Raw genomic sequence first — 23,040 nt, 5'->3', positions numbered from 1 at the left:
TCGGGCTGGCTTTTCTGTTATGCGAGTCTTATTAAGTATCTGATCATATTGAGGCCTCCGGTACAGGCCACGCCGGAGTATCACGGAGGACAACGGGATCTGCTCAGCCGACCTTCTGTTTCAGGGATGAAACAGAGAGCGTACATGGAGGTATTCATAGCGAGTCGGCGGAGCGGGCCCGTTGTCCGACGTTTACACTGAAATGAAATAGCTTATTTGTTTTATGTAATTGGTATTAATCCGGATTAGCCATTCTCTTCTTACCCCTCATTTCACAAATACAAAAAAAAGGGCCGGTGAATACCGGCCCTTCATGCGAGATAAACTAGCGGTTTAACCGGCCTGCTGCTCGGTGGTTTCATCTGCCTGCGGCTGGCTCAGCGGCATGATGAGGTTCATCAGGATGGCGGTGATACCCCCGGCGGCGATGCCGGAAGAGAACACGTTCTTGATGAGTTCAGGCATGAACTGCAGGATCTCGGGACGCTGGGAGATGCCCAGGCCCATGCCGAACGAAATGGCCATGATGAAGAGGGCGCGACGGTCCAGACGCTCGCGAGACAGGATGCGTACCCCGGCGGCGGCGATGGAGCCGAACATCACCAGGGTGGCGCCACCCAGTACCGGCTCGGGAATGCGCTGCACCAGGGTGCTGATGGCCGGGAACAGGCCCATGATCATCAGAATGCCGGCCACGAAGAAGCCCACATGACGACTGGCGACGCCGGTCATCTGGATCACGCCGTTGTTCTGGCTGAAGGTAGACACCGGAAAGGTGTTGAAGACGGATGCCAGCGAGGAGTTGACGCCATCACCCAGCACGCAGCCCTTGAGGCGGCTCATGTAAACGGGGCCACTGACCGGCTCGCCGGACACTTCCGAGGTGGCAGTGGTGTCGCCGATGCCTTCCAGCGCGGTGATCAGGAACACCAGCACCAGGGGAATAAACAGCGAGGCATCGAAACCCAGGCCGTATTGCAGCGGAATGGGGAAGGCCATGGAGGGCAGGGTGCCTTCCAGCGGTGCCAGCTTGCCCATGTACCAGGCCAGCAGGGTACCGGTGACCATGGCAACCAGAATGGACGAAAGGCGAACATAGGGGTTACGGCTGCGGTTCATTAGAATGATGATACCCAGCACGGTGCCGGCCAGGGCCAGGTTATCGAGCGCACCGAAGGTGCCGCTGGACATGGCGCCGAAACCGCCGCCGATGGAAGTCAGGCCCAGCTGGATCAGGGTCAGGCCTATCAGGGTGACTATGATGCCGCTGACCAGCGGCGAGATGACACGACGGGCCAGATGCAGAAAACGCGAGAGAATCATCTCGGTGGGGGCGGCCAGCAGGGCGGTACCGAAAATGGCGGCCAGCATGGCTTCGGTGGTGACGCCAGCGTCTTTCATGGCCAGGCCACTGGCGATGATGGGGCCGAGAAAGTTGAAACTGGTTCCCTGAATCGACAAGAGGCCGGTGCCGACGGGGCCGAAACGTTTCATCTGAATAAAGGAAGCCACACCGGTAATAAACAGCGACATGCTGATAATGTGAGAAGTGTCGGCGGCGGGGATACCGAGAGTCTGACAGATGATCAGCGGCGGTGTGATCACGGCCACGAACAGCGCCAGCAGATGCTGAATGGCGGCGAACAGAGACTGAACGAAGGGCGGTTTGTCGTGTAGCTTGTAGACCAGTTCCTGTTGGCTGGTCTGATGGTGCGGGTCATGACTCATGGTGTCTGCGTTCCAATAGTGTGTACAGTTTGTTAATTAGACGGCCTGATTTTTTTTATGATTGGCCTGTCTTACGGGTCAGCTTTTCTTCATGTAAAGATTTTTTGTCTGCGTAGCTTGCGAAATATGACCGAATATTCCCTCGGGTGGAGGAAAGCGGCATAGGATACTGGAGATAAATGCATCAGGCCAGTTTCCTAGAACTGAATTTACACGGATTATTGTGAACAATGCTGTTGTTGATTCCTGTGAATCCGGGGAAAGGCGTGATCGTTCGGGGGCGATGAGGGCCGTTGGTTACCATCTGTTATCTGACATTTGTTATTTGCAATAGTGTTGCGAATGGTTTTCTTTTAGAATCTCGTGCGCACCCGGCTGGAGTGCCAGACCGAATTAATCGCACGGAGATGAAACATGGAACGCCTTGATGAGCTGCTCCTGTCTTTGCAGGCCCTGCTGCTGGATCCGCTGATTGACAGGCTGACAGGCGTCTTCGATCTCAATGGCCGTTTCTCGGTGGTTTTTCTGGGCATTTCCTATCTGGCGGCGCTGCTGCTCTATCGGCTGCGCCAGCAGGATGGCACCACGACCGCCACCAGCTACTGGCGTTTTATCGGCGGCCGTGACGTATTCTGGCACCCTTCGGCGCGGCTGGACTATCAGTACTATCTGGTGCGCGGCGTGCTCAAACTGCTGTTTGTGCTGCCGGTGGTCGGGCTGGTTGATCCCTATATCTGGGAGTCCCGGGACTATGTGGGCTTTTTCGAGCAGGTCTGGGGTGAGCGGCCACGACTGGGTGAAAACATGGGGCTGATGATGCTCTATGGCCTGGGCCTGTTTCTGATTGCTGACTGCGTGCATTACTGGGTGCACAGGGCCTTTCACTGTCGCTGGTTGTGGGAGTTTCACAAGGTACACCACTCGGCAGAGGTGATGGTGCCAGCCACTGCCAGCCGTATCCATGTGGTGGAAAAGGTGGCGGAAAAGCTGGCCAAGGGGCTCTTTATCGGCGCCTATGCCGGTGGTTTCTATTATCTCTGCGGCGGCAGCGTCAGCAAATATACCCTGTTCGGCTCCAGCTATCTGGTGCTGCTGTTCAACTCTTTGGCCGCCAACCTGCGGCATACCCACATCTGGCTGTCGTTCGGCCCTGTGGTCGAGCATGTGATCAATAGCCCGGCCCAGCACCAGATCCATCACAGCAACGACCCCAAGCATTTCAACCGCAATTTCGGCACCAACCTGTCGGTCTGGGACTGGATGTTCGGCACCCTCTATGTCACCGGCTGGCAGCCGGAGGTATTGACCTTCGGCGCAGGCAAGCCGGAAAACAACCGCTACCGCAGCCTGTGGGCGCTGATTTTCCTGCCCTTTATCCTTACTTTCAGCCGGTTACGGGACCGCCTGCGGCTGCGATTGGCCGGTCGGCGCCCACCGCCGGACCTAGCCGGTTGAAACAGCGCTGTTCAGTACCGGCGACCGGGAGTAGAATCGCGGCTTTATTGCTGGAGGTGCCTGTGGAGTTTGAATTTTTTCGGGATCTGAATGGTCATCATAGAGCCCGTTTTACCATGGGCCACGAAGTGATGGGCCAGTGGCTGACCGACGAGGTCGGCATTGCCGAAGCGACGGAGCTGCTTTCGACCATCAAGACCCTCGAAGCGGGCGAGGCGGAGGAATTCAAGAAGACGTATCCCGAGTGTACCCTGCTGCTGACCCGGGAAGAGGCTGAGATCAGCGCCCATGCCCTGGCCTTCGACACCGACGAGATGGAAGATGGCCTGGCCTATTACGATGATGAGCTGTACGCCGGCTGCGGTCTGGACGATCTGGCCCGGGTACTGGAACAATGGCGAGACTTCTGCAGTAACCGATAAAGGCGGTAAACAGGGATTGGGGACTAGGGATGATACGATCGAGTCCCCACTCCCCATTCCCCACTCCCCATTCCCCATTCCCCATTCCCTGCTCCCTATTCCCTATTCATCAGTCACAGCTTTACCTTCCCCCGTCCGCTTTTTATTTTGCCTCTGAGCGTCTTGCTGTCGGCGCGTTTGCGTTTGGCGGCCTTGCTCGGCTTGGTGGCGCGGCGCACTTTTACCGGCTTGCCGGCTTCCTGCAGCAGAGCCACCAGGGCTTCCCTGGCGGTTTCCTTGTTCATCAGCTGGCTGCGATGGCTTTCGACACGGATCATGATCCAGCCCGACGCCAGTATCCGGTTGTCCTTCATTTGCCGCAGCGCCGCCTTGTAGACGTCGGGCAGGCTGGGGCTGTTGGCGTAGTCGAAGCGTAGTTGCACCGCCGAGTCGGTCTTGTTCACATGCTGGCCACCGGGGCCGCTGGCGCGCATGGTGATAAATTCCAGTTCCTGCTCGGGGATCTGCACTCGGGCCGATAGAGATAACATGGTGACTCCATTGCACCACCTTGGTGCTTTTAGTGTGTCTACTGCACCAGCATCATATCACGGTGCTCAAATCAATCCGGTGGTTCAGTTTAACGTATTGAAAATAAAGTAATAATAAAGTTGGCACGAAGCTTGTTTGTCTTTAATCAAACCAGACACACAAGGAAGCTCACCATGAAAATGATCTGCGCCATTATCAAACCCTTCAAGCTCGATGACGTGCGCTCGGCGCTGGCCCACGTCGGTATCGATGGCATGACGGTGACGGAAGTGAAAGGTTTCGGTCGCCAGAAGGGACACACAGAGTTGTATCGCGGGGCCGAATACACGGTGGATTTTCTGCCCAAGATAAAACTCGAGATTGCCACTCAGAGTGACCAGGTTGAACTGGTGATTGAAGCGATTACCGAAACCGCCTACACCGGCAAGATCGGCGACGGCAAGATTTTTGTTTATGACCTGCAGCAAACCGTGCGTATTCGTACCGGTGAGCGGGACATGGAAGCCATTTAAGCGAGGGAAAGCATAATGGATACCTTAACCGAAATGAAGTTTGCCCTGGACACCTTTTATTTTCTGATGTCCGGCGTGCTGGTGATGTGGATGGCGGCGGGTTTCGCCATGCTGGAGGCCGGCCTGGTGCGCGCCAAGAACACCACCGAAATACTGACCAAGAATATTCTGCTGTTTGCCATCGCCTGTACCATGTACCTGCTGGTGGGTTACAACATCATGTACGTGGACAATGCCGAAGGCGGCTGGCTGCCGAGCCTGGGCGGCCTGATCGGCAGCCAGGCCGATGACGCCGACCATGCGCTGGAAGCCGATTTTTTCTTCCAGGTGGTGTTTGTCGCTACCGCCATGTCCATCGTATCCGGAGCCGTGGCCGAGCGGATGAAGCTGTGGGCTTTCCTGGCGTTTTCGGTGGTACTGACCGCTTTTATCTATCCGCTGGAAGGCTACTGGACCTGGGGCGGTGGCTTCCTGTCTGAGTGGGGCTTCTTCGACTTTGCCGGCTCCGGCATAGTGCACATGGCTGGCGCCAGCGCCGCGCTGGCCGGGGTCTTGCTGCTGGGTGCCCGTAAAGGTAAATACGGCAAGGATGGTGCCATTCATCCCATTCCCGGATCCAACATGCCGCTGGCAACCCTGGGTACCTTTATCCTGTGGATGGGCTGGTTCGGCTTCAACGGTGGTTCCCAGTTGTTGCTTTCCGATGTGGAAAACTCGACCGCCGTCGCCAGGATTTTTGTCAACACCAATGCCGCCGCCGCTACCGGTGCCATCGGCGCCCTGGTGGTGACCAAGCTGACCTGGGGCAAGGCCGATCTGACCATGGTACTGAATGGCGCCCTGGCCGGTCTGGTGGCCATTACCGCCGATCCGCTTTCACCGAGTCATCTGTGGGCCGCCGGTATCGGCCTACTGGCGGGCATTGTGGTGGTCTATGCCATAGTGGTGCTGGACAAGCTGCGTATCGATGATCCGGTGGGCGCCATTTCGGTACACGGTGTCTGTGGCGTGCTGGGTCTCTTGCTGGTACCGGTGGCCAACCCCGATGCCACCTTGTGGGGTCAGTTGGCCGGTATCCTGGTGATCGGCGGCTGGGTATTCGGCGCCAGCCTGCTGGTCTGGTATGTACTGAAGCAGGTCATGGGAATTCGCGTGACCGAAGAGGACGAATTGTCGGGCATGGACAAGATCGATTGCGGCATCGACGCCTATCCCGAGTTTGTAACCCTGAAGCGCCACTAAGCGCCGTTATCAGGCAAGTCCGTCGAGTCTGACGAAGGGAGGCCATGAGGCCTCCCTTTATTTTTTTGTCTGGCAGCTGATCCAGCGCAAGGAAAATCCGGCTCAAAGAGGGAATACTATTGAGGATGAAAACTTTTACTATTTAGATGCCAGTTACTTATTGATTCCGGGTTGCGTCCGGGTATACTTCTAAACGGTAACTATTCTCACTCAACTAAATGGATCTGGATGATGTCTAAGAAATTTTTCCTGTCGGCGGCGGCTTTGCTGGTTTCCAGCTTCACCAGCCAGGCCTTTGCCGAAGAAGTTAATGTTTACTCCAATCGCCAGGATTTTCTGATCAAGCCGATCATCGACACATTTACCAAGGAAACCGGTATCGACGTCAATGTAGTGTTCATCAAGGACGGTATGGGTGAGCGCCTGCAACGCGAAGGCCGCCTGTCGCCGGCAGACCTGGTACTGACCGTCGACGTCAGCCGCCTGATGGACGTGGTTGACAAAGACCTGACCCAGGCGGTTGACAGCAAGGTGCTGGAAGAGAGTATTCCGGCCCAGTATCGTGATGCAGACGGCAAGTGGTTTGCCCTGACTACTCGTGCCCGCGCCGTTTACAGCTCGGTTGACCGGGTCGGCAAGCGAGACGACATCACCTATGAAGAGCTGGCCGATCCCAAGTACAAGGGCAAAATCTGTACCCGTAGTGGCAAGCACCCATACAACGTGGCGCTGACCGCCTCCATGATTGACGAGCACGGCGTAGAGTACACCAAGACCTGGCTCGAAGGCCTGAAAGCCAACCTGGCGCAGAAGCCCCAGGGTGGTGACCGGGATCAGGTCAAGGCCATCAGAGACGGTGTCTGTGATTATGCCCTGGGCAACAGCTACTACTACGGCGTTATGCTGACCGATGACAAGCAGCGCGAGTGGGCCGAGTCCGCCTATATCAACTTCCCCAATCAGGCGGATCGTGGCACTCACGTCAACATCTCTGCCGTGGCGCTGACCAAGCACGCCAAGAACAAGGATGCGGCCGTCAAGCTGATGGAATTCCTGGCCGGTGATGAAGCTCAGCACCTGTATTCTTCTGCCAACCACGAATATCCGGTCAAGCCGGGTGTTGAACCGTCCGAGCTGGTGAAGAGCTGGGGTGAGTTCAAGGCAGATACGCGCCCGCTGACCGATGTGGCAAAACATGCCAAAGAAGCGGTGCAATTGATGGACGAAGTCCAATACGACCTGTAAAAAGACGGGGGTCAGCCCCCGTTTCGAGTTGTAGATGAAAAGACCTGGTTGGACGGTCGGCAGCTGGGCACTGGCTCTGCTGCTGACCTTGCCTGTTATGGCATTATTATATGAAGCACTGTTACCCGCAGAAGACCTCTTCCGTCATCTGTGGAGCACGGTGCTTCCTGCGTATATCAACAATACCTTCTGGCTGGTGTTGCTGGTCATGGTGTTCAGTCTGCTATGCGGGGTTCCCGCCGCCTGGCTGATGGCCATGTGCGAGCTGCCCGGCAAACGCTGGCTGCAGTGGGCGCTGATCCTGCCGCTGGCCATGCCTTCCTACATTGTTGCCTTCGTTTATACCGATCTGCTGGATTTCTCCGGCCCGGTGCAGGCTACACTGCGGCAGTGGTTTGGCTGGCAGTCTGCCGCCGATTATTATTTCCCGCCCATTCGTACTCTCGGCGGCGCCGCCCTGATGCTGGGGCTGGTGCTGTATCCCTATGTCTATCTGCTGGCCCGTACCGCCTTTCTGGAGCAGTCCACCAGCCTGATCCAGTCCAGCCGACTGCTGGGTTGTACGCCCTGGCAGAGTTTCAGGCGAGTCAGTCTGCCGCTGGCGCGACCCTCCATCGCGGTGGGGTTGTCACTGGTGGCGATGGAAACCCTGGCCGACTTCGGTACCGTCAACTTCTTTGCGGTCAATACCCTGACCACGGCGGTCTACGACACCTGGCTGGGATATGGCAGCCTCAATGCCGCCGCCAAAATCGCTGCCATGATGTTACTGGTGGTGATGCTGTTGCTGAGTTTCGAGCGCATCAGTCGCAAGCGCCAGCAGGTGTTTCAGAAGGGAATGGGACACGAACAGGAAACCGGCTATCAACTGAGTGGCGTATCGAAATGGGGCGCCCTGGTGTTTTGCTGGGGGCTGGTGCTGGTGGGCTTTCTGTTGCCCTTCGTCATTCTCTGCTATCACGCCATTCATTATTTTGAACAGGCCTGGAATGCGCGCTTCTTCGAATACAGCATGAACAGCCTGGTGCTGTCGACGCTGGTGGCCGGGCTGGCGCTGCTCATTGCCCTATTGCTGGGCATGACCCACAGACTCACCGGCAAAACCTACACGGTATTGCCGATGCGGCTGGCAAGCATGGGCTATGCGCTGCCCGGTACCGTGCTGGCGATCGGGGTACTGGTGCCCCTGACCAGCCTCGACTTTGCCATTAACGATCTGGCGTTGTGGCTGGGAATGAGCGAACCCGGCCTGCTGCTGACCGGCACCATGACCGCCATCGCTTTCGGTTATCTGGTCCGCTTCGGCGCCATGGCGGTGGGGGCGGTGGAAAGCAGCATCGGCAAGGTGTCGCCGTCGCTGGATATGGTGACCCAGACCATGGGCTATGGCCCGGGCGCCATGATGATGAAGGTGCACATGCCGCTGATCCGCAAGGGTATGCTGGCCGGCGCCCTGCTGGTGTTTATCGAATGCATGAAAGAGCTGCCGGCGGCCCTGCTGCTGCGGCCCTTCAATTTTCAAACCCTGGCGACCTACGTATATCAGTTTGTGTCCGACGAGCAGCTGGAGGTGGGGGCCTTGCCCGCCATCGTCATCGTGCTGGTGGGGCTGATACCGCTGATTTTCCTGAATCGATCACTGGAGCAGCATCACTGATGGCGGCATTGGATGTAAACGGCATTCGCTGTAGTTATAACGGCAATCCCATTCTGGATGACCTGTCATTGCAGGTGGCCGAAAATGAAATCATGTGTCTGCTGGGCGCCAGTGGCTGTGGCAAGACCACGCTGCTGAAGGCGGTGGCGGGCTTGCTGCCGGTGACCCGGGGTGACATTTATATCGATGGCCGGCAGATGAACGGTAACGGCGTGGAAGTGGTGCCCGAGCGGCGCAACATCGGCATGATTTTTCAGGACTACGCGCTGTTTCCGCACCTGAACGTGGCGCAAAACGTGGCCTTTGGTCTGCAAAGCAAGGAAAGCAACAAGGCGCGCATCAAGACGCGGGTCGCCGAGGTACTGGAGCTGGTGAATCTGGCAGATCTGGGCGCGCGTTACCCGCACCAGTTGTCTGGTGGCCAGCAGCAGCGGGTCGCCATTGCCCGGGCCATGATCTGCCAGCCGGGACTGATGTTGCTGGACGAGCCTTTCTCCAACATCGACACCCAGGTGCGGATGCGTCTGATCGGTGAAATCCGGGACTTGCTCAAGGGGCAGGGGATCAGCGCCATCTTCGTCACCCACAGCAAGGAAGAAGCCTTTGCCTTCTCCGATCGGCTGGCGCTGTTTCGTGCCGGTCATATCGAGCAGGTAGGGCGGCCGCAAACCCTGTATCAGCATCCGCAAAGCCGTTTCGTGGCCGACTTTCTCGGTCAGGCCAACTATGTGCCCGCGACCGTGATCGACAACAGCACCCTGCTGACCGCCATGGGCCCCATCATAAGTCAGGCGGCACTGAACGCCGACCCGGGCACCAGCGGTCAGTTGATGCTGCGCCCACGGCAAATTCAGCTGTCGCTGACCGAACAGGGCAACGGCCGGGTGCTGGAGCAGCAGTTTCTCGGCACCCATACCCGCTGTGTGGTGGAGTGCCAGAGCCTGCAGTTGGAAGTGAGCATCAACGAGCCCTTGCCGGCTGTCAGTCAGGTAAGCGTGAAGGTGATGCCTCATGCCCTGACCTTCTTCCCCGACTCCGAAGGCCAGCGCGCCGTCGCCTGACTCCGGGAGCCGGGGATTTGTGACTTGGGACTCCTAATGGACAGTCCCCAGTCCCCGTTTTTGTCGTTATACTGACCTTTTTCGAAGCAACGGAAGAGCAGACGATGACAGCACAAGCCGGTATTTGCGCCGAACCCAATCTTCATGCCCATTACCTGATGTTCGAGATCCGCCCCGATCGCTTCGAGGCGGTGCGATCCGCTCTGGCCGAGATACCGGCCCTGTGGCAGGGGCTGCGACAGGACTATCCGGATGCGGCCTTCTCCGGTCTGGTGGCGGTGGGCAACGAGGCCTGGGATGAACTTTATCCCGGCGCTCGCCCGGCGGAGCTGACGCCCTTTCCGGCCCAGCAGCAAGGCCAGCGCATCGCCCCGGAAACTCCCTTCGATCTGTTCTTTCAGCTGCGCGCCGACCGGCTGGACGTGGCTTATATCGCCGTGCAGCGGGTAATGGCCCTTCTGGACGGTAAAGTTGAACTGCAAGACGAACGTCAGGGTTTTCGCTATCTCGACGGTCGCGACATGACCGGTTTTGTGGACGGAACAGAAAATCCCCAGGGTGAAGACAGGACCGCCGTGGCGCTGGTGGGAGAAGGGCGCTTCGTCGATGGCAGCTACATCCATGTGCAGCGCTACAAGCACAAGATGGCCCGGTGGCAGAAGCTGGCAGTGAAGGCGCAGGAAGATGTGTATGGCCGAACCAAATCCGACAATATCGAGTACGAGTCGGCACAAAAGGCCCCGTCTGCTCACACCAAAAGAACCAGCCTCAAGGACGCCGCCGGCAACAGCATGGAAATTCTGCGCCAGAGCATGCCTTGGGGCACGGCCAGCGCACAGGGCCTGGTGTTTATCTCTTGCTGTAACACCCCACTGCACTTTACCCGCATGCTGGAGAGCATGTACCAGCCCGACGAAGCCGGGCACTTCGATCACCTGACTCTTTTCACCCAGGCCGAAACCGGCGCCGCCTTCTTCGCGCCCTCGGAAGAGTGGCTGACCATGCAGGGTGACGTGTAAACAAAGCGGTAAGCGATCAGCTTGAAGCCGTAAGCCGCCCAAGTTGTTTGTGGTTTTGGTGTGACCTCTGTCGGCGCCAATTTATTCGGCGCGATCCATCAGAAAATGCAGCGCCAGTAGGCAATCTGTATGTGCTGAATACTCCGGATTGCCTGTTTGATCCCGCCAGCTGAAGCGGTGGCTACGGTACATCTCGGGGTTCACAGCGGTGTCTGTTTTAGCTCCCTCCCCTTGGCCTCTTTCCAGCAGAAGAACAGAGAGGTGTAACGCAAGGGGAGGGTTGGGGAGGGGTTACTGCAGGGCTGTTTCTGGTTCACCAGCCCCTATCCCCAGGTGTCGCTTAAACGTACTGCTCGAACAGATCCAGTACGCTCTGGAACAGGGTCTCTATCGGGGTGTCTTTGGTGGGGGTGATGAAGATGGTGTCATCGCCGGCGATGGTGCCGAGAATGCCTTCCGCCTTGCCGAGTGAGTCCAGCATGCGGGCAATCAGCTGGGCGGCGCCGGGGCTGGTGTGGATCACTATCAGCGCACTGTTGTGGCCCACATCCAGCACCAGGTTCTTCAGCTGGCTGCTGCTGGTGGGCACGCCCAGTTCGACCGGCAGGCAATAGACCATTTCCATCTTGGCATTGCGGGTACGCACGGCGCCGAACTTGCTCAGCATGCGCGAGACCTTGGACTGGTTGATATTGTCGAATCCCAGATCCTGCAGCGCACTCACTATCTCTGCCTGGGAGCCGAAGCGTTCTTCCTTGAGCAGGGCCTTGAATGCCTTGATCAGTTGTTCTTGCTTTTCGTTCATTTTTTGCAGCCGACTGAGCGTGGTTGAATGAGGCATATTGTCTATCCGTGGCCATTTTTTATCAAGGATTAGTCATTTGTTTTGCATAAAGATGCAAAATTAGCTTGCATTAACATCAATGCAAAATAAAATCAGCCGAACACTCTGACAAATGATGTGAACATAGCGCATGGGCATAGAATTCAGTGGCATTTGCAAGTCCTGGGCTGGTCAGGAAATTTTAAGCCAGGTTTCGCTTAAATGCGATGCCGGAGAGACATTAGTGCTACTTGGGCCGAGTGGTGCAGGTAAAAGTTCGCTGCTACGGCTGCTTAACCTGCTGGATATTCCGGATGCCGGTCAGTTGACCATCGCCGGTGAACATTTTTCCTTTCCCGATGCTCGCGGGAGCCAGTTGCAGAAAAGAGCCCAGCAACTGCGCGGCAAGGTAGGCATGGTGTTTCAGCAATATAACCTGTGGCCACATCTGACGGTAGAGCAGAACCTGCTGGAAGCCCCACTCAAGGTGCTGGGCATGGACAAAACCAAGGCGCAGGATAAAGCCGGTTACCTGCTGAGCCAGCTGAAGCTGGCCGACAAGCGGCAGGCCTGGCCTGGTGCGCTGTCCGGGGGCCAGCAGCAACGGGTGGCCATCGCCCGGGCGCTGATGATGAATCCTTCGGTGCTGCTGTTCGATGAACCCACGGCGGCACTGGATCCGGAAATCACCAAGGAAGTGGCGGACATTATCCAGCAACTGGGGAAAACCGGCATCACCCAGGTGATTGTGACCCACGAAGTCGGCTTTGCCCGGCGGGTGGCGACCAGGGTGGCTTATCTCGAACAGGGGCGCCTGGTGGAATACGGCGATGCCGGACTGCTCGACAATCCCCAGACTCAGCGGTTGGCTGAATTTCTGACTCATTAATGACAATAAGGACATCATCATGAACAAGACCCTGTTATCCCTGGCCCTGCTGGCCACCGTTGGCGCAGCCCAGGCGGAAGAAGTGAAGTTTGTTACCAATGCGGCCTATCCTCCCTTCGAGTTTGTTGATGAAAACAACGAGATGCAGGGCTTCGATCTGGACTTGGCTCGGGCGCTGTGCGACGTGGCATCGCTTCAGTGCAGCTTTCATAACCAGTCCTTCGACAGCCTGATCCCCAGCCTCAAGTTCCGTCGTTATCACGCCGCCATTGCCGCCATGGACATTACCCCCGAGCGGGCCGAGCAGGTGGACTTCAGCGACATCTATTACGAAAACTCCGCCGTGTTCGTGGCGCCGACCGGCAAGTTCGACAACATCGACGGCCTGAAAGACAAGACAGTGGGCGTGCAGAACGGCACCTCGCACCAGAAATACATTCAGGACAAGCTGGAAAGCGAAGGACTGGAAGCTCGCCCTTATCAGAGCGTGCAGGATGCGCTGCTGGACATGACCAACGGCCGCCTGAACGCCGTGTTTGCCGACACCGCCGTAGTAGGCGAGTGGCTGGGCAAGAACGACGGCTATGCGGTGCTGGGTGAGCGCATTACCGATGACGATTACTTCGGTACCGGTTTCGGCATCGCGGTGACCAAGGGCAATCAGGAGCTGCTCGACAAGCTGAACCAGGGTCTGAGTGAGCTCAAGGCCAACGGCAGCTACGACCGTCTCTACCAAAAGTACTTCCCCCAGTAATATGCTGACCCATCTGATGAATGCCAGCATGATGACACTGGGGCTGGCATTGATGTCATTGGCGGCCGGCTTGGTGCTGGCCATATTGCTGTGCGGCGCCGAGATGAGCCGCTTTGCCCTGCTGCGCTGGCCAGCGACCCTGCTGACCACTGTATTGCGTGGTCTGCCCGAAATACTGGTAGTGTTCTTTATCTATTTCGGCTCGACCCAGCTGCTGTTTCTGCTGACCGGCGAGTACCTGGAATTCAGCCCCTTCTGGTGCGGGGTGACGGCATTGTCCCTGCTGTTTGCCGCCTACGCCGCCCAGACCCTGCGCGGGGCGCTGAATGCAGTGCCCCACGGGCAGCGTCAGGCGGCTCAGGCGCTGGGGCTACCGCCCCTGTACACCTTTGTGCGCATCGTGCTGCCGCAAACCTGGCGCCATGCGCTGCCGGGGCTGGGCAACCAGTGGCTGATACTGCTGAAAGATACCGCCCTGGTGTCGCTTATTGGGGTGCACGATTTGATGTATCAGGCCAAGGCCATTTCTGCCCGTACCTACGAACCCTTCACCTGGTACGGCATAGCGGCGTTGATCTATCTGGCGATTACCGTGCTCAGCCAGCAGGGGCTGAAGCGCCTGAGAACGAGGGTAACCCGTTATGACTAACTGGATAGATTATCTGCCGACCCTGCTGCAGGGGGTGGAGATCACCCTGATCATCACAGGTGCCGGACTCTTGCTGGGGCTGGCGATCGCTCTGATCCTGACCTGGGTCCTGGAGAGCCGGGTACCGGTGCTGGCGCAGCTGACGGAAGGCTATCTGTTGCTGCTGACCGGCACGCCGCTGCTGGTACAGATTTTTCTGGTGTACTACGGCCCGGCCCAGTTCGACTGGGTAAAGAACAGCTGGGCCTGGACCTATCTGCGCGAGCCCATGTTCTGCGCCATTCTGGCCTTGGGCATGAATGCCGGCGCCTATACCTGCCGCCTGTTCAAGGGCGCGCTGGAGGCGGTACCGAAGGGCGAAACCCTGGCCTGCCAGGCGCTGGGCATGAATGGCTGGCAGACGCTCAGCGTCAAGTTGCGCCATGCCGGACGGCGGGTGATACCGGCCTATTCCAACGAGGTGGTGCTGGTGCTCAAGGGTAGCTCCCTGGCCAGTACCATTTCGATCATGGAAATCATGGGCCTGGCCCAACGACTCAATGGACAGACCTACGACACCCTGGTGGTGTTCGGGCTGGCCGGTGCCATTTATCTGATTCTGAATGGCCTGCTGACCTTTTTGTTTCGTCTGCTGGAACGGCGAGCCCTGGTATTTCAGACTCAGGGATGACGGCGCTGTCTCACAGAACCACATATTCAGCATCCCTTAACCATTGTCTTTCTGCGGCGCTTTCGCTATGTTGCTAACGTCCCAGGAAACGTCTAACAACCCAATAATAACGGAGTTCAGTCATGAAAGTTGCCGTACTTGGAGCCGCCGGTGGTATCGGCCAGGCTCTGGCCCTGCTGTTGAAAAACAACCTGCCTGCCGGTTCTGCATTAAGCCTGTACGATATCGCACCCGTCACTCCCGGTGTTGCCGCCGATTTGAGCCACATCCCGACGGCGGTAAGCGTTGTGGGCTTTGGTGGTGAAGATCCGACTCCTGCCCTGGAAGGCGCCGACATCGTGCTGATCTCCGCCGGTGTTGCCCGCAAGCCGGGCATGGACCGTGCCGACCTGTTCAACGTGAACGCCGGTATCGTCAAGAACCTGATCGAAAAAGCCGCTGCCACCTGTCCCAAGGCCTGCATCGCCATCATCACCAACCCGGTGAACACCACTGTGCCGATTGCCGCTGAAGTGCTGAAGAAAGCCGGCGTCTACGACAAGAACAAGCTGTTCGGTATCACCACTCTGGACGTGATCCGTGCCGAGACCTTCGTGGCCGAAGCCAAGGGTCTGAACGTGGCCGACGTCAAGGTACCGGTTATCGGTGGCCACAGCGGCGTGACCATACTGCCGCTGCTGTCTCAGGTTGAAGGCGCTTCTTTCTCCGATGACGAAATCGAGAAGCTGACCTACCGCATCCAGAACGCCGGTACCGAAGTGGTTGAAGCCAAGGCCGGCGGCGGCTCTGCCACCCTGTCCATGGGTCAGGCTGCCTGTCGCTTTGCGCTGTCTCTGGTCAAGGCCATGCAGGGTGAATCCAATGTGGTCGAGTGCACCTATGTCGACGGCGGCAGCGAGCACGCTCAGTTCTTCGCACAGCCTGTGCTGCTGGGTAAGAATGGCGTTGAAAAAGTGCTGTCTTACGGCGACATCAGCGCCTTCGAACAGGCCGCGATGGACGGCATGCTGGAAACCCTGAAAGGCGATATCGTCAAGGGTGTTGAGTTCGTCAACCAGTAAGGTTCGAATTTGGTCCGGTGAAAAAGGGAGCCTCGGCTCCCTTTTTACGTTTATGGCGGTCAGATTCGGTTTTGGTTGTCACGGTTCTGTTGCTTCTTTCTGAGCGCCGAGTTGCCTGCAGGCGGCGACAGCAGGCGGCTCTGTAGCATCAGGGAGGACAAAGGGATCCGCTCTGCCGACCTTCTGTTTCAGGGATGAAACAGAGAGCGTACATGGATGTATTCATAGTGAGTCGGCGGAGTGGGCCCTTTGTCCGAGATGCCAATACAGAATTGGTATTTACAGCTTCACTTTGTCCAGGCCAGCCCCACCTTTGAACCGTTGCGACGGCCCAGCTGCTGGCTAATCCAGCGGCCGGTCTGCACCAGGTTGTCCAGGTTCACGCGCGTAAGCATACCTAAGCCCTGTAATAAATACACCACTTCTTCGGTGGCGACATTACCCGAAGCCCCCGGGGCGTAAGGGCAACCGCCGAGGCCGGCCACCGAGCTGTCAATAATGCGAATTCCTTGCTCCAGGGCGGCATAAATATTGACCAGCGCCTGACCGTAGGTATCGTGAAAATGTACCGCTAGCTGCGGCAGGGGTACCTCCTGACTCACTGCGCTCAGCAGGGCTCTCACCCGCTTGGGTGTGCCGGTGCCCAGCGTATCGCCCAAAGAAATTTCAGTACAACCCATTTGATACAAGGCGCTGGCGACTTGTGCCGCCGCCTCTGGGGTAATAGCTCCTTCATAAGGGCAGTCCAGCACGGTAGACACATAACCGCGCACCGGTATTCCTTGCTCTTTAGCCAGGGCTAACAGCGGCGCAAAGCGTGCCAGGCTGGTGGCGATAGAGGCATTGATATTGTGTTGGCAAAAGGACTCCGAGGCGGCGGTGAACACGGCCACTTGGTCAACACCGGCGGCCAGTGCCGCCTCCAGTCCCTTGAGGTTGGGGGTCAGGGCGCTGTAGATGACGTTGGGGCGGCGATGAATGCCGGTGAGCACGGCGTGGCCGTCGGCCATCTGTGGCACCCATTTTGGGGAGACGAAACTGGCGGCCTCGATATGGCGCAGGCCGCAGTCGGCCAGCCGTTCGACCAGCGCGATTTTGATGGCGAATGGCACCAAACCCGGCTCGTTTTGCAGCCCGTCCCGCGGGCCGACTTCCACCAGTCTGACCTTGTCGCTCATGGTGTCTCTTGCTCCTGTTCGGGCTCCAGTCGCAGCAGCTCGGCGCCTTCACTAACCTGGCTGCCTTCCCGGTAATACAGCTCGGCCACCCGACCGGTGGTAGGGGCGACAATGGGGTGCTCCATTTTCATCGCCTCCAATATCAACAGGGTCTGGCCGGCGGCAACAGACTCGCCCACCGCCACCTTGATCTGGCTGATCATCCCGGGCATGGGGGCGGATAGGTTTCCGCCATTATGTGTTGACTGCTGTTCGTAATCGGGGTTGTGCAGCCGCACGTCGAAACGCTCGCCGTGATAAAACAGCCATAGCTGGTCATTATGCCGGGCCAGATGGCAACGCAGCGGCACCCCGTCGATCACCGCCTGTAACCGATCACCCTGTAGCTTGGCGGTGAGGCGGTGCTGCCGGCCGCCGATCGTCATCCACCAGCCGTCGGGTTCACTCCTCATATCGAGCCGATGAGTCTCGGCCTCGTACTCGAGCGCCAGCTGTCGCCGGGGTGGCAGATTGAGCCACCAGCCCTGATGGCCGGCAAAGGGGGATGAGTCCGTCTGTGGTTCGGTGAGTAGTACAAAGGCGGCACAGAGCGCCAGCACCCGAGATGGCTCAAGTCCGGGTGGCGCAAACAACAGTTCACTGTGCTGCTCGATAAAACCGGTATGCAGCTCGTCGGTCCGCAGAGGCGCCGACTCGGCCAAGGCCTGCAGAAAGCGCAGGTTGGTGCGCACGCCGCCGATGCGATACTGAGCCAGGGAGTTGGCCAGCTGGCGCAGGGCCTGCTCGCGACTCTCGGCCCAGACGATCAGTTTGGCGATCAGCGGATCGTAGAAGATCCCGACCTCGTCGCCCTGGCGCACGCCGGTATCCAGCCGTATCTCGATGGCGGGTGAAATCTCGGCGCCGGAGACGGGCTCGTGCAGATAATGCAGGGTGCCGGCGGCGGGCAGAAAGTCATGCTCTGGATCTTCCGCATACACCCGGGCCTCCACTGCATGACCCCGGATCTTCACCTGTTCTTGAGTCAGCGGCAGTGGCTCGCCAGCGGCGACGCGCAGCTGCCATTCCACCAGATCCAGACCTGTGACCAGCTCGGTGACCGGGTGCTCCACCTGCAGGCGGGTGTTCATCTCCATGAAGAAGAAGCTGCCGTCGGCCAGATACAGAAATTCCAGGGTGCCGGCCCCCCGGTAATCGATGGCGAGCGCCGCCTTGACCGCCGCTTCGCCCATGGCAAGCCGGATTTGTGGCGAAAGGTTGGGGGCGGGGGCTTCTTCCAATACCTTCTGATGGCGGCGCTGCACCGAGCAGTCCCGCTCCGACAGATAGATGCCGTGGCCGAACTGGTCGCAGAACACCTGCACCTCCACATGGCGGGCCCGGGGCAGGTAGCGTTCCAGCAGCATGGCGTCGTCACCGAAGGCGGCTTTGGCCTCACGGCGGGCCGACGCCAGCGCCTCATCGAACTCACGGATGTCATGCACCACCCGCATACCCTTACCCCCGCCCCCGGCCACCGCCTTCAGTAGCAGTGGAAAGCCGCATCGTTCCGCTTCTCGGCGCAGCTGGTCGGCATCTTGATTGGATCCGTGATAGCCGGGTACCACAGGCACCCCGGCCGCACTCATCAGCGTCTTGGCGGCAGACTTGGATCCCATGGACTCGATGGCGCTGGCGGGCGGGCCGATAAAGACCAGTCCCTGTTCGGCACAGGCGTGAGCGAAGCCGGCGTTCTCCGACAAAAAACCGTAGCCCGGATGAATGGCCTCGGCGCCGCAGGCCCGGGCGATGTCCAGCAATTTGTCCTGCCGGAGGTAGCTCTCGGCGGCTGGTGCCGGACCCAGACGCCAGGCCTCGTCGGCCTGCTCTAAATGTGCGGCCCGTGCATCGACGTCGGAATAGACCGCGACCGTCACTATGCCGAGCCGGCGGGCGGTTCGGATGATACGGCAGGCAATTTCTCCCCGGTTAGCGATCAGTATCTTGTCAAACATCCTCGTCCTCCCAGGTTGGCGGGCGCTTGTTGAGGAAGGCGTCGAGTCCTTCCCGGGCTTCGGCACCGACGCGCAACTCGGCGAGGCGGTGGGCGCTGTCTTCGATCAAGTCCTCGTCGATGACTTGCCCGGCGAAGTCCCGAACCAGCAGCTTTGCGGCGGTGAGTGCCCGAGGGCCATTGCGTCTTATCGCCCGGATTAGGGGTGCAGCCGCCTCATCCAGACTCTGTTCGGGCGCGGCCTGCAGATGCACCAGCCCCAGCTGCTCGGCTATCGAAGCCTCCATGACCTCGGCGGTGAGCATGTAGCGACGAGCCTGGCGAGGCCCCAGGGCGCGCAGCACATAGGGGCTGATGGTGGCGGAGATCAAGCCCAGCCGCACTTCGCTCAAGGCAAAGCGGGCGTTAGCCGCTGCCACCACCAAATCACAGCAGGCAACCAGCCCCAGAGCGCCGCCGTAGGCTGCGCCCTGTACCAGTGCCAGGGTGGGGGAGGGAAAGTTATCGAGTTGCCGCAACAGCTGCGCCAGTTGCCGGGCATCGGCCAGATTCTGCGTCTCATCGAGGGTGGCCGCTCTTTGCATCCAGTTCAGATCCGCACCGGCGCTGAAATGTTTGCCGGTGCCGCGCAACACCAGTACGCGCAGACCGGACTGGTGGGCTGCCTGTTCCAGTCGTTCGCTCATGGCGGCAATCAGCCGCTCATCGAAGGCGTTATGGCGTTCGGGCCGGTTCAGTGTCAGCTCCCAGACGCCGGGGCTGCGTTCTTCAAGCTGCACGGGTTCCTTCATGATGCCTCCTACATACGAAACACGCCGAAGCGGGGATCGTCCATTGGCCGGTTCAGCGCCAGTGCCAGGCTCATGGCCAGCACGGTGCGGCTGTCTTTGGGATCGATAACGCCGTCGTCCCACAGCCGAGCGCTGGCATACCAGGAGTGCCCTTCCTGCTCGTAGCGCTCGACTATGGGTTCCTTGAAAGCGGCTTCGTCGGCTTCAATCCAGGACTCTCCGACCTTTTCTCTGGCATCGCGCTTCACCCTGGCCAATACCTCGGCGGCCTGCTCGCCACCCATCACAGAGATGCGGGCGTTCGGCCAGATCCACAGGAAGTCCGGATCATAGGCCCGGCCGCACATGCCGTAGTTGCCGGCGCCGAAGCTACCGCCGATGATCAGGGTTATCTTGGGCACATTGGCGCAGGCCACGGCCATTACCAGCTTGGCGCCGTGTTTGGCGATGCCCTCGGCCTCGTATTTTTTGCCCACCATGAAGCCGGTGATATTCTGCAGAAACAGCAGCGGCACTCGGCGCTGGCAGCACAGCTCGATGAAGTGGGCGCCTTTCTGGGCCGATTCGCTGAACAGGATGCCGTTGTTGGCGATAATACCGACCGGATAGCCGTGCAGGCGGGCGAAGCCGGTGACCAGAGTGGTGCCGTAGTCGCGCTTGAATTCGTCGAAGGCCGAGTCGTCCACCAGCCGGGCGATGATGTCTCGTATCTCGAAAGTCTTGCGCAAATCGGTGCCGACGATGCCATAGAGCTCTTCGGCCGGATAACGGGGCGGCAGCGGTGCATAAGGTGGGGCAGGCAGCTGCGGACGATTGAGATTGGCCACCAGACGGCGGGTTAGCCACAGGGCGTGAGCGTCGTCTTCGGCGGCGTGATCCGCCACCCCCGAGGTTTGGGTATGCACCTCGGCGCCGCCCAGTTCTTCGGCGCTGACCACTTCGCCAGTAGCCGCTCGCACCAGCGGCGGGCCGCCCAGAAAGATGGTGCCCTGATTACGCACTATGATGGACTCGTCCGCCATGGCCGGCACATAGGCGCCACCGGCGGTACAGAGACCCATTACTACCGCCAGCTGGGGAATGTTGGCGGCGGACATTTGTGCCTGGTTGAAGAAGATGCGTCCGAAGTGCTCCCGATCCGGGAATACTTCGGCTTGGCTGGGCAAGTGGGCGCCACCCGAGTCGACCAGATAAAGGCAGGGCAGGCGACAGCGCTTGGCAATTTCCTGGGCGCGCAGGTGTTTCTTGACCGTCAGCGGGTAATAGGTGCCGCCTTTTACCGTGGCGTCGTTGGCCACTATCATGCATTCAACCCCGCTGACCCGGCCGATGCCGGCGATCAGCCCCGCGGCCGGCACTGCGTCGTCGTAGACATCAAGGGCCGCCAGCTGGGACAGTTCGAGAAAAGGAGCACCTGGATCCAGCAGCTGACGCACTCGTTCCCGAGGCAGCAACTTGCCTCTGTCGGTATGTCGTTTCCGGCTGATCTCGCCGCCGCCCTGTTCGATGATCGCCACCCGCTCCCGCAATGCCGCTACCTCGGCGGCCATGGCCTCATGATTGGCCTGAAACCGGTCCGACTCGGGATTAATGTTATTGGGAAGAATAGTCATGGCCGGCTCCTGCGTTGCTTGTTTGCTCCGTAGATAAACGGGTAAAGGGTCCGCTCCGCCGACACGCTTCAAGTACATCCCTGTAACGCTCGGCACATGACATCCCTGTCATGTGATGGTCGGCTGAGCAGCTCCCTGTACCCGTTCTACAAGTCTGAAGCCGTCTGTTACCGCCATAAACAATCATCTGTTTTGCACCAGTTCGCGCCCGATCAGCATGCGGCGGATCTCCGAGGTGCCGGCGCCGATTTCGTACAGCTTGGCATCTCGCAGCAGGCGGCCGGCGGGGAACTCGTTGATATAACCGTTGCCGCCCAGCAGCTGTATGGCGTCCAATGCCATCTGGGTGGCGCTTTCGGAGGCCAGCAGTATCACGCCGGCGGCATCCTTGCGGGACAGCTGGCCCCGGTCTGCCGCCATTGCCGTCATATAGGTATAACAACGGGCGGCGTTCATCCGGGTATACATGTCCGCCAGCTTGCCCTGCACCAGCTGAAAGTCGCCGATGGCCTGACCGAACTGCTTGCGCTCCCGAACATAGGGCAGCACCAGATCCATTGAGGCCTGCATGATGCCGATCGGGCCACCGGCCAGCACCAGCCGTTCGTAGTCGAGGCCGCTCATCAGCACTTCCACCCCGCCGTTCAGAGGGCCGAGCAGATTGGCTCCGGGTACACGGCAGTCCTGAAACACCAGCTCGCAGGTACTGGAGCCACGCATGCCGAGTTTGTCGAGCCTCTGGGCATGGCCGAAGCCGGGCGTGTCGCGCTCTACGATGAAGGCGCTGATGCCTCGGGCTCCGGCCTGAGGCTCTGTTTTGGCGTAGACCACTATCACGTTCGCTTCGGGACCGTTGGTGATCCACATCTTGGTGCCGTTCAGCACAAAGTCATTGCCATCGGCACGGGCCTGCAGGCTCATCGACACCACGTCGGATCCCGCGTTGGGCTCGGACATGGCCAGGGCGCCGATGTGTTCGCCGCTCAGCAAGGGCGGCAGGTAGCGTTGTTTCTGTGCTTCGCTGCCGTGGCGGTGGATCTGGTTGACGCACAGGTTGGAATGGGCGCCGTAAGACAGCCCCACCGCCGCCGAGGCCCGGCTGATTTCTTCCATCGCCAGCACATGGGCCAGATAACCCATGTTCACCCCGCCATGCTCTTCCGCCACCGTGATGCCGAACAGTCCCATGTCACCCAGCCTGGGCCAGAGTTCGGCGGGAAAGCGGTTATCTCTGTCGATGGCTTCGGCAAGAGGCGCGATTTCGTGCTCGGCGAAGGCTGCCACCTGCTCTTGCAGCATGGTGAGGGTGTCGTCCAGGCCGATATTCAGGGGCGAGTAGGGGGTCATGGCGTCCTCCTCTTTCAGGGGGCTGATCTCGGGTGAGGTGGTGGCGATGGTGGGCTCGTTTGCTGCCGATATTGCCGAATTAACTATAGTGCAATGGGGCGAGCGAGGCTTGGCTAAGCTTGAATAAGTATTCGGAGGTGGATGGCGCTGGAAGGCAAAGGGCGGCTTGGCATGGTTGGGACAGTTGCGATGCCGGTCGGGCAAAGAGTCTACTCCTCCGACACGCCGTGAACCCGACCATGAAATGCCATCCATGGCATTTCATGGTCGGCGGAGCAGATCTCTTTCCCCTTCTCTGGACTAGCGGCGGCGCCGGAAAACGTTAGGTTTGGTGCAAACATGAAAGCCTTATATTACAGGTGGATGGAGCTAGCATGACCAACAGCGAAATAGTGATAGT

Annotated in this window: 21 protein-coding genes; 13 read left to right on the top strand and 8 right to left on the bottom strand. The window is 59.0% G+C overall.

Annotation, left to right across the window (positions count from 1 at the left end):
- Positions 1 to 333: 333 nt before the first annotated feature.
- On the bottom strand, positions 334 to 1,728 hold the full coding sequence (locus tag UN63_RS13440; protein WP_104487383.1) for a uracil-xanthine permease family protein: 1,395 nt from the start codon (positions 1,726 to 1,728) through the stop codon (positions 334 to 336).
- Between the two features lie 414 nt (positions 1,729 to 2,142).
- Between UN63_RS13440 and UN63_RS13435 the strand changes: the two genes are divergently transcribed.
- Positions 2,143 to 3,183: a sterol desaturase family protein gene (locus UN63_RS13435; protein WP_104487381.1), complete on the top strand. Its 1,041-nt coding sequence runs from the start codon at positions 2,143 to 2,145 to the stop codon at positions 3,181 to 3,183.
- A 62-nt stretch (positions 3,184 to 3,245) separates the two neighbouring features.
- Positions 3,246 to 3,605, top strand: a complete 360-nt coding sequence (locus UN63_RS13430) for a YacL family protein (RefSeq protein WP_104487379.1) — start codon at positions 3,246 to 3,248, stop codon at positions 3,603 to 3,605.
- Between the two features lie 113 nt (positions 3,606 to 3,718).
- Here the strand turns inward: UN63_RS13430 and arfB are convergent, their stop codons facing one another.
- A complete protein-coding gene (gene arfB / locus UN63_RS13425; RefSeq protein ID WP_104487376.1) occupies positions 3,719 to 4,135 on the bottom strand; it encodes an alternative ribosome rescue aminoacyl-tRNA hydrolase ArfB in 417 nt (138 codons plus the stop codon).
- Between the two features lie 174 nt (positions 4,136 to 4,309).
- Between arfB and UN63_RS13420 the strand changes: the two genes are divergently transcribed.
- The 6 genes from UN63_RS13420 (at position 4,310) to UN63_RS13395 (ending at position 10,872) form a co-directional block, all read left to right on the top strand.
- Entirely contained in the window at positions 4,310 to 4,648 is a 339-nt protein-coding gene (locus UN63_RS13420) for a P-II family nitrogen regulator (protein WP_104487374.1), read from the top strand.
- A gap of 15 nt (positions 4,649 to 4,663) precedes the next feature.
- Positions 4,664 to 5,890 (top strand): ammonium transporter, encoded by a 1,227-nt coding sequence (locus UN63_RS13415; RefSeq protein WP_104487371.1) that lies wholly within the window; start codon positions 4,664 to 4,666, stop codon positions 5,888 to 5,890.
- A 231-nt stretch (positions 5,891 to 6,121) separates the two neighbouring features.
- Positions 6,122 to 7,135, top strand: coding sequence for a Fe(3+) ABC transporter substrate-binding protein (locus UN63_RS13410; protein ID WP_104487368.1), 1,014 nt, complete (start codon positions 6,122 to 6,124; stop codon positions 7,133 to 7,135).
- 34 nt (positions 7,136 to 7,169) lie between these two features.
- On the top strand, positions 7,170 to 8,792 hold the full coding sequence (locus tag UN63_RS13405; RefSeq protein ID WP_104487366.1) for an ABC transporter permease: 1,623 nt from the start codon (positions 7,170 to 7,172) through the stop codon (positions 8,790 to 8,792).
- Positions 8,792 to 9,853, top strand: coding sequence for an ABC transporter ATP-binding protein (locus UN63_RS13400; RefSeq protein WP_104487363.1), 1,062 nt, complete (start codon positions 8,792 to 8,794; stop codon positions 9,851 to 9,853). Before UN63_RS13405 ends, UN63_RS13400 begins: the two co-directional genes overlap by 1 nt.
- 104 nt (positions 9,854 to 9,957) lie before the next feature.
- Entirely contained in the window at positions 9,958 to 10,872 is a 915-nt protein-coding gene (locus UN63_RS13395) for a Dyp-type peroxidase (protein ID WP_104487361.1), read from the top strand.
- Positions 10,873 to 11,212: 340 nt separating this feature from the next.
- Here UN63_RS13395 and argR read toward each other — a convergent pair whose 3' ends face one another.
- Positions 11,213 to 11,713 carry a transcriptional regulator ArgR gene (argR, locus tag UN63_RS13390; protein WP_181068248.1) on the bottom strand — a complete coding sequence of 167 codons (501 nt, stop codon included), beginning with the start codon at positions 11,711 to 11,713 and terminating at the stop codon, positions 11,213 to 11,215.
- A 133-nt stretch (positions 11,714 to 11,846) separates the two neighbouring features.
- On the opposite strand from argR, the gene UN63_RS13385 reads away from it, so the two are divergent.
- The 5 genes from UN63_RS13385 (at position 11,847) to mdh (ending at position 15,718) form a co-directional block, all read left to right on the top strand.
- Positions 11,847 to 12,584 (top strand): ATP-binding cassette domain-containing protein, encoded by a 738-nt coding sequence (locus tag UN63_RS13385; protein WP_104487358.1) that lies wholly within the window; start codon positions 11,847 to 11,849, stop codon positions 12,582 to 12,584.
- Positions 12,585 to 12,603: 19 nt separating this feature from the next.
- Positions 12,604 to 13,338 (top strand): transporter substrate-binding domain-containing protein, encoded by a 735-nt coding sequence (locus UN63_RS13380; RefSeq protein WP_104487356.1) that lies wholly within the window; start codon positions 12,604 to 12,606, stop codon positions 13,336 to 13,338.
- A gap of 1 nt (position 13,339) precedes the next feature.
- The gene (gene artQ / locus UN63_RS13375; RefSeq protein WP_104487353.1) at positions 13,340 to 13,987 is read left to right on the top strand and encodes an arginine ABC transporter permease ArtQ; all 648 of its coding nucleotides are present in this window, start codon (positions 13,340 to 13,342) and stop codon (positions 13,985 to 13,987) included.
- On the top strand, positions 13,980 to 14,657 hold the full coding sequence (gene artM / locus UN63_RS13370) for an arginine ABC transporter permease ArtM (RefSeq protein WP_104487351.1): 678 nt from the start codon (positions 13,980 to 13,982) through the stop codon (positions 14,655 to 14,657). Before artQ ends, artM begins: the two co-directional genes overlap by 8 nt.
- A 122-nt stretch (positions 14,658 to 14,779) precedes the next feature.
- Entirely contained in the window at positions 14,780 to 15,718 is a 939-nt protein-coding gene (gene mdh, locus UN63_RS13365) for a malate dehydrogenase (protein WP_104487348.1), read from the top strand.
- A gap of 287 nt (positions 15,719 to 16,005) precedes the next feature.
- Here the strand turns inward: mdh and UN63_RS13360 are convergent, their stop codons facing one another.
- The 5 genes from UN63_RS13360 to UN63_RS13340 form a co-directional block, all read right to left on the bottom strand.
- On the bottom strand, positions 16,006 to 16,896 hold the full coding sequence (locus UN63_RS13360; RefSeq protein WP_104487346.1) for a hydroxymethylglutaryl-CoA lyase: 891 nt from the start codon (positions 16,894 to 16,896) through the stop codon (positions 16,006 to 16,008).
- Positions 16,893 to 18,890, bottom strand: coding sequence for an acetyl/propionyl/methylcrotonyl-CoA carboxylase subunit alpha (locus tag UN63_RS13355; protein WP_104487344.1), 1,998 nt, complete (start codon positions 18,888 to 18,890; stop codon positions 16,893 to 16,895). The genes UN63_RS13360 and UN63_RS13355 overlap by 4 nt, the downstream gene beginning before the upstream one ends.
- Positions 18,883 to 19,680 carry an enoyl-CoA hydratase-related protein gene (locus tag UN63_RS13350; protein ID WP_104487341.1) on the bottom strand — a complete coding sequence of 266 codons (798 nt, stop codon included), beginning with the start codon at positions 19,678 to 19,680 and terminating at the stop codon, positions 18,883 to 18,885. The genes UN63_RS13355 and UN63_RS13350 overlap by 8 nt, the downstream gene beginning before the upstream one ends.
- A gap of 8 nt (positions 19,681 to 19,688) precedes the next feature.
- A complete protein-coding gene (locus UN63_RS13345; protein WP_104487339.1) occupies positions 19,689 to 21,293 on the bottom strand; it encodes a carboxyl transferase domain-containing protein in 1,605 nt (534 codons plus the stop codon).
- Between the two features lie 183 nt (positions 21,294 to 21,476).
- Positions 21,477 to 22,640 carry an isovaleryl-CoA dehydrogenase gene (locus tag UN63_RS13340; protein ID WP_104487337.1) on the bottom strand — a complete coding sequence of 388 codons (1,164 nt, stop codon included), beginning with the start codon at positions 22,638 to 22,640 and terminating at the stop codon, positions 21,477 to 21,479.
- Positions 22,641 to 23,040: the final 400 nt, after the last annotated feature.

The organism is Oceanisphaera arctica (genome assembly GCF_002936955.1).
Taxonomy (GTDB): domain Bacteria; phylum Pseudomonadota; class Gammaproteobacteria; order Enterobacterales; family Aeromonadaceae; genus Oceanimonas; species Oceanimonas arctica.
This window is presented reverse-complemented; position numbering and strand designations above follow the sequence as displayed.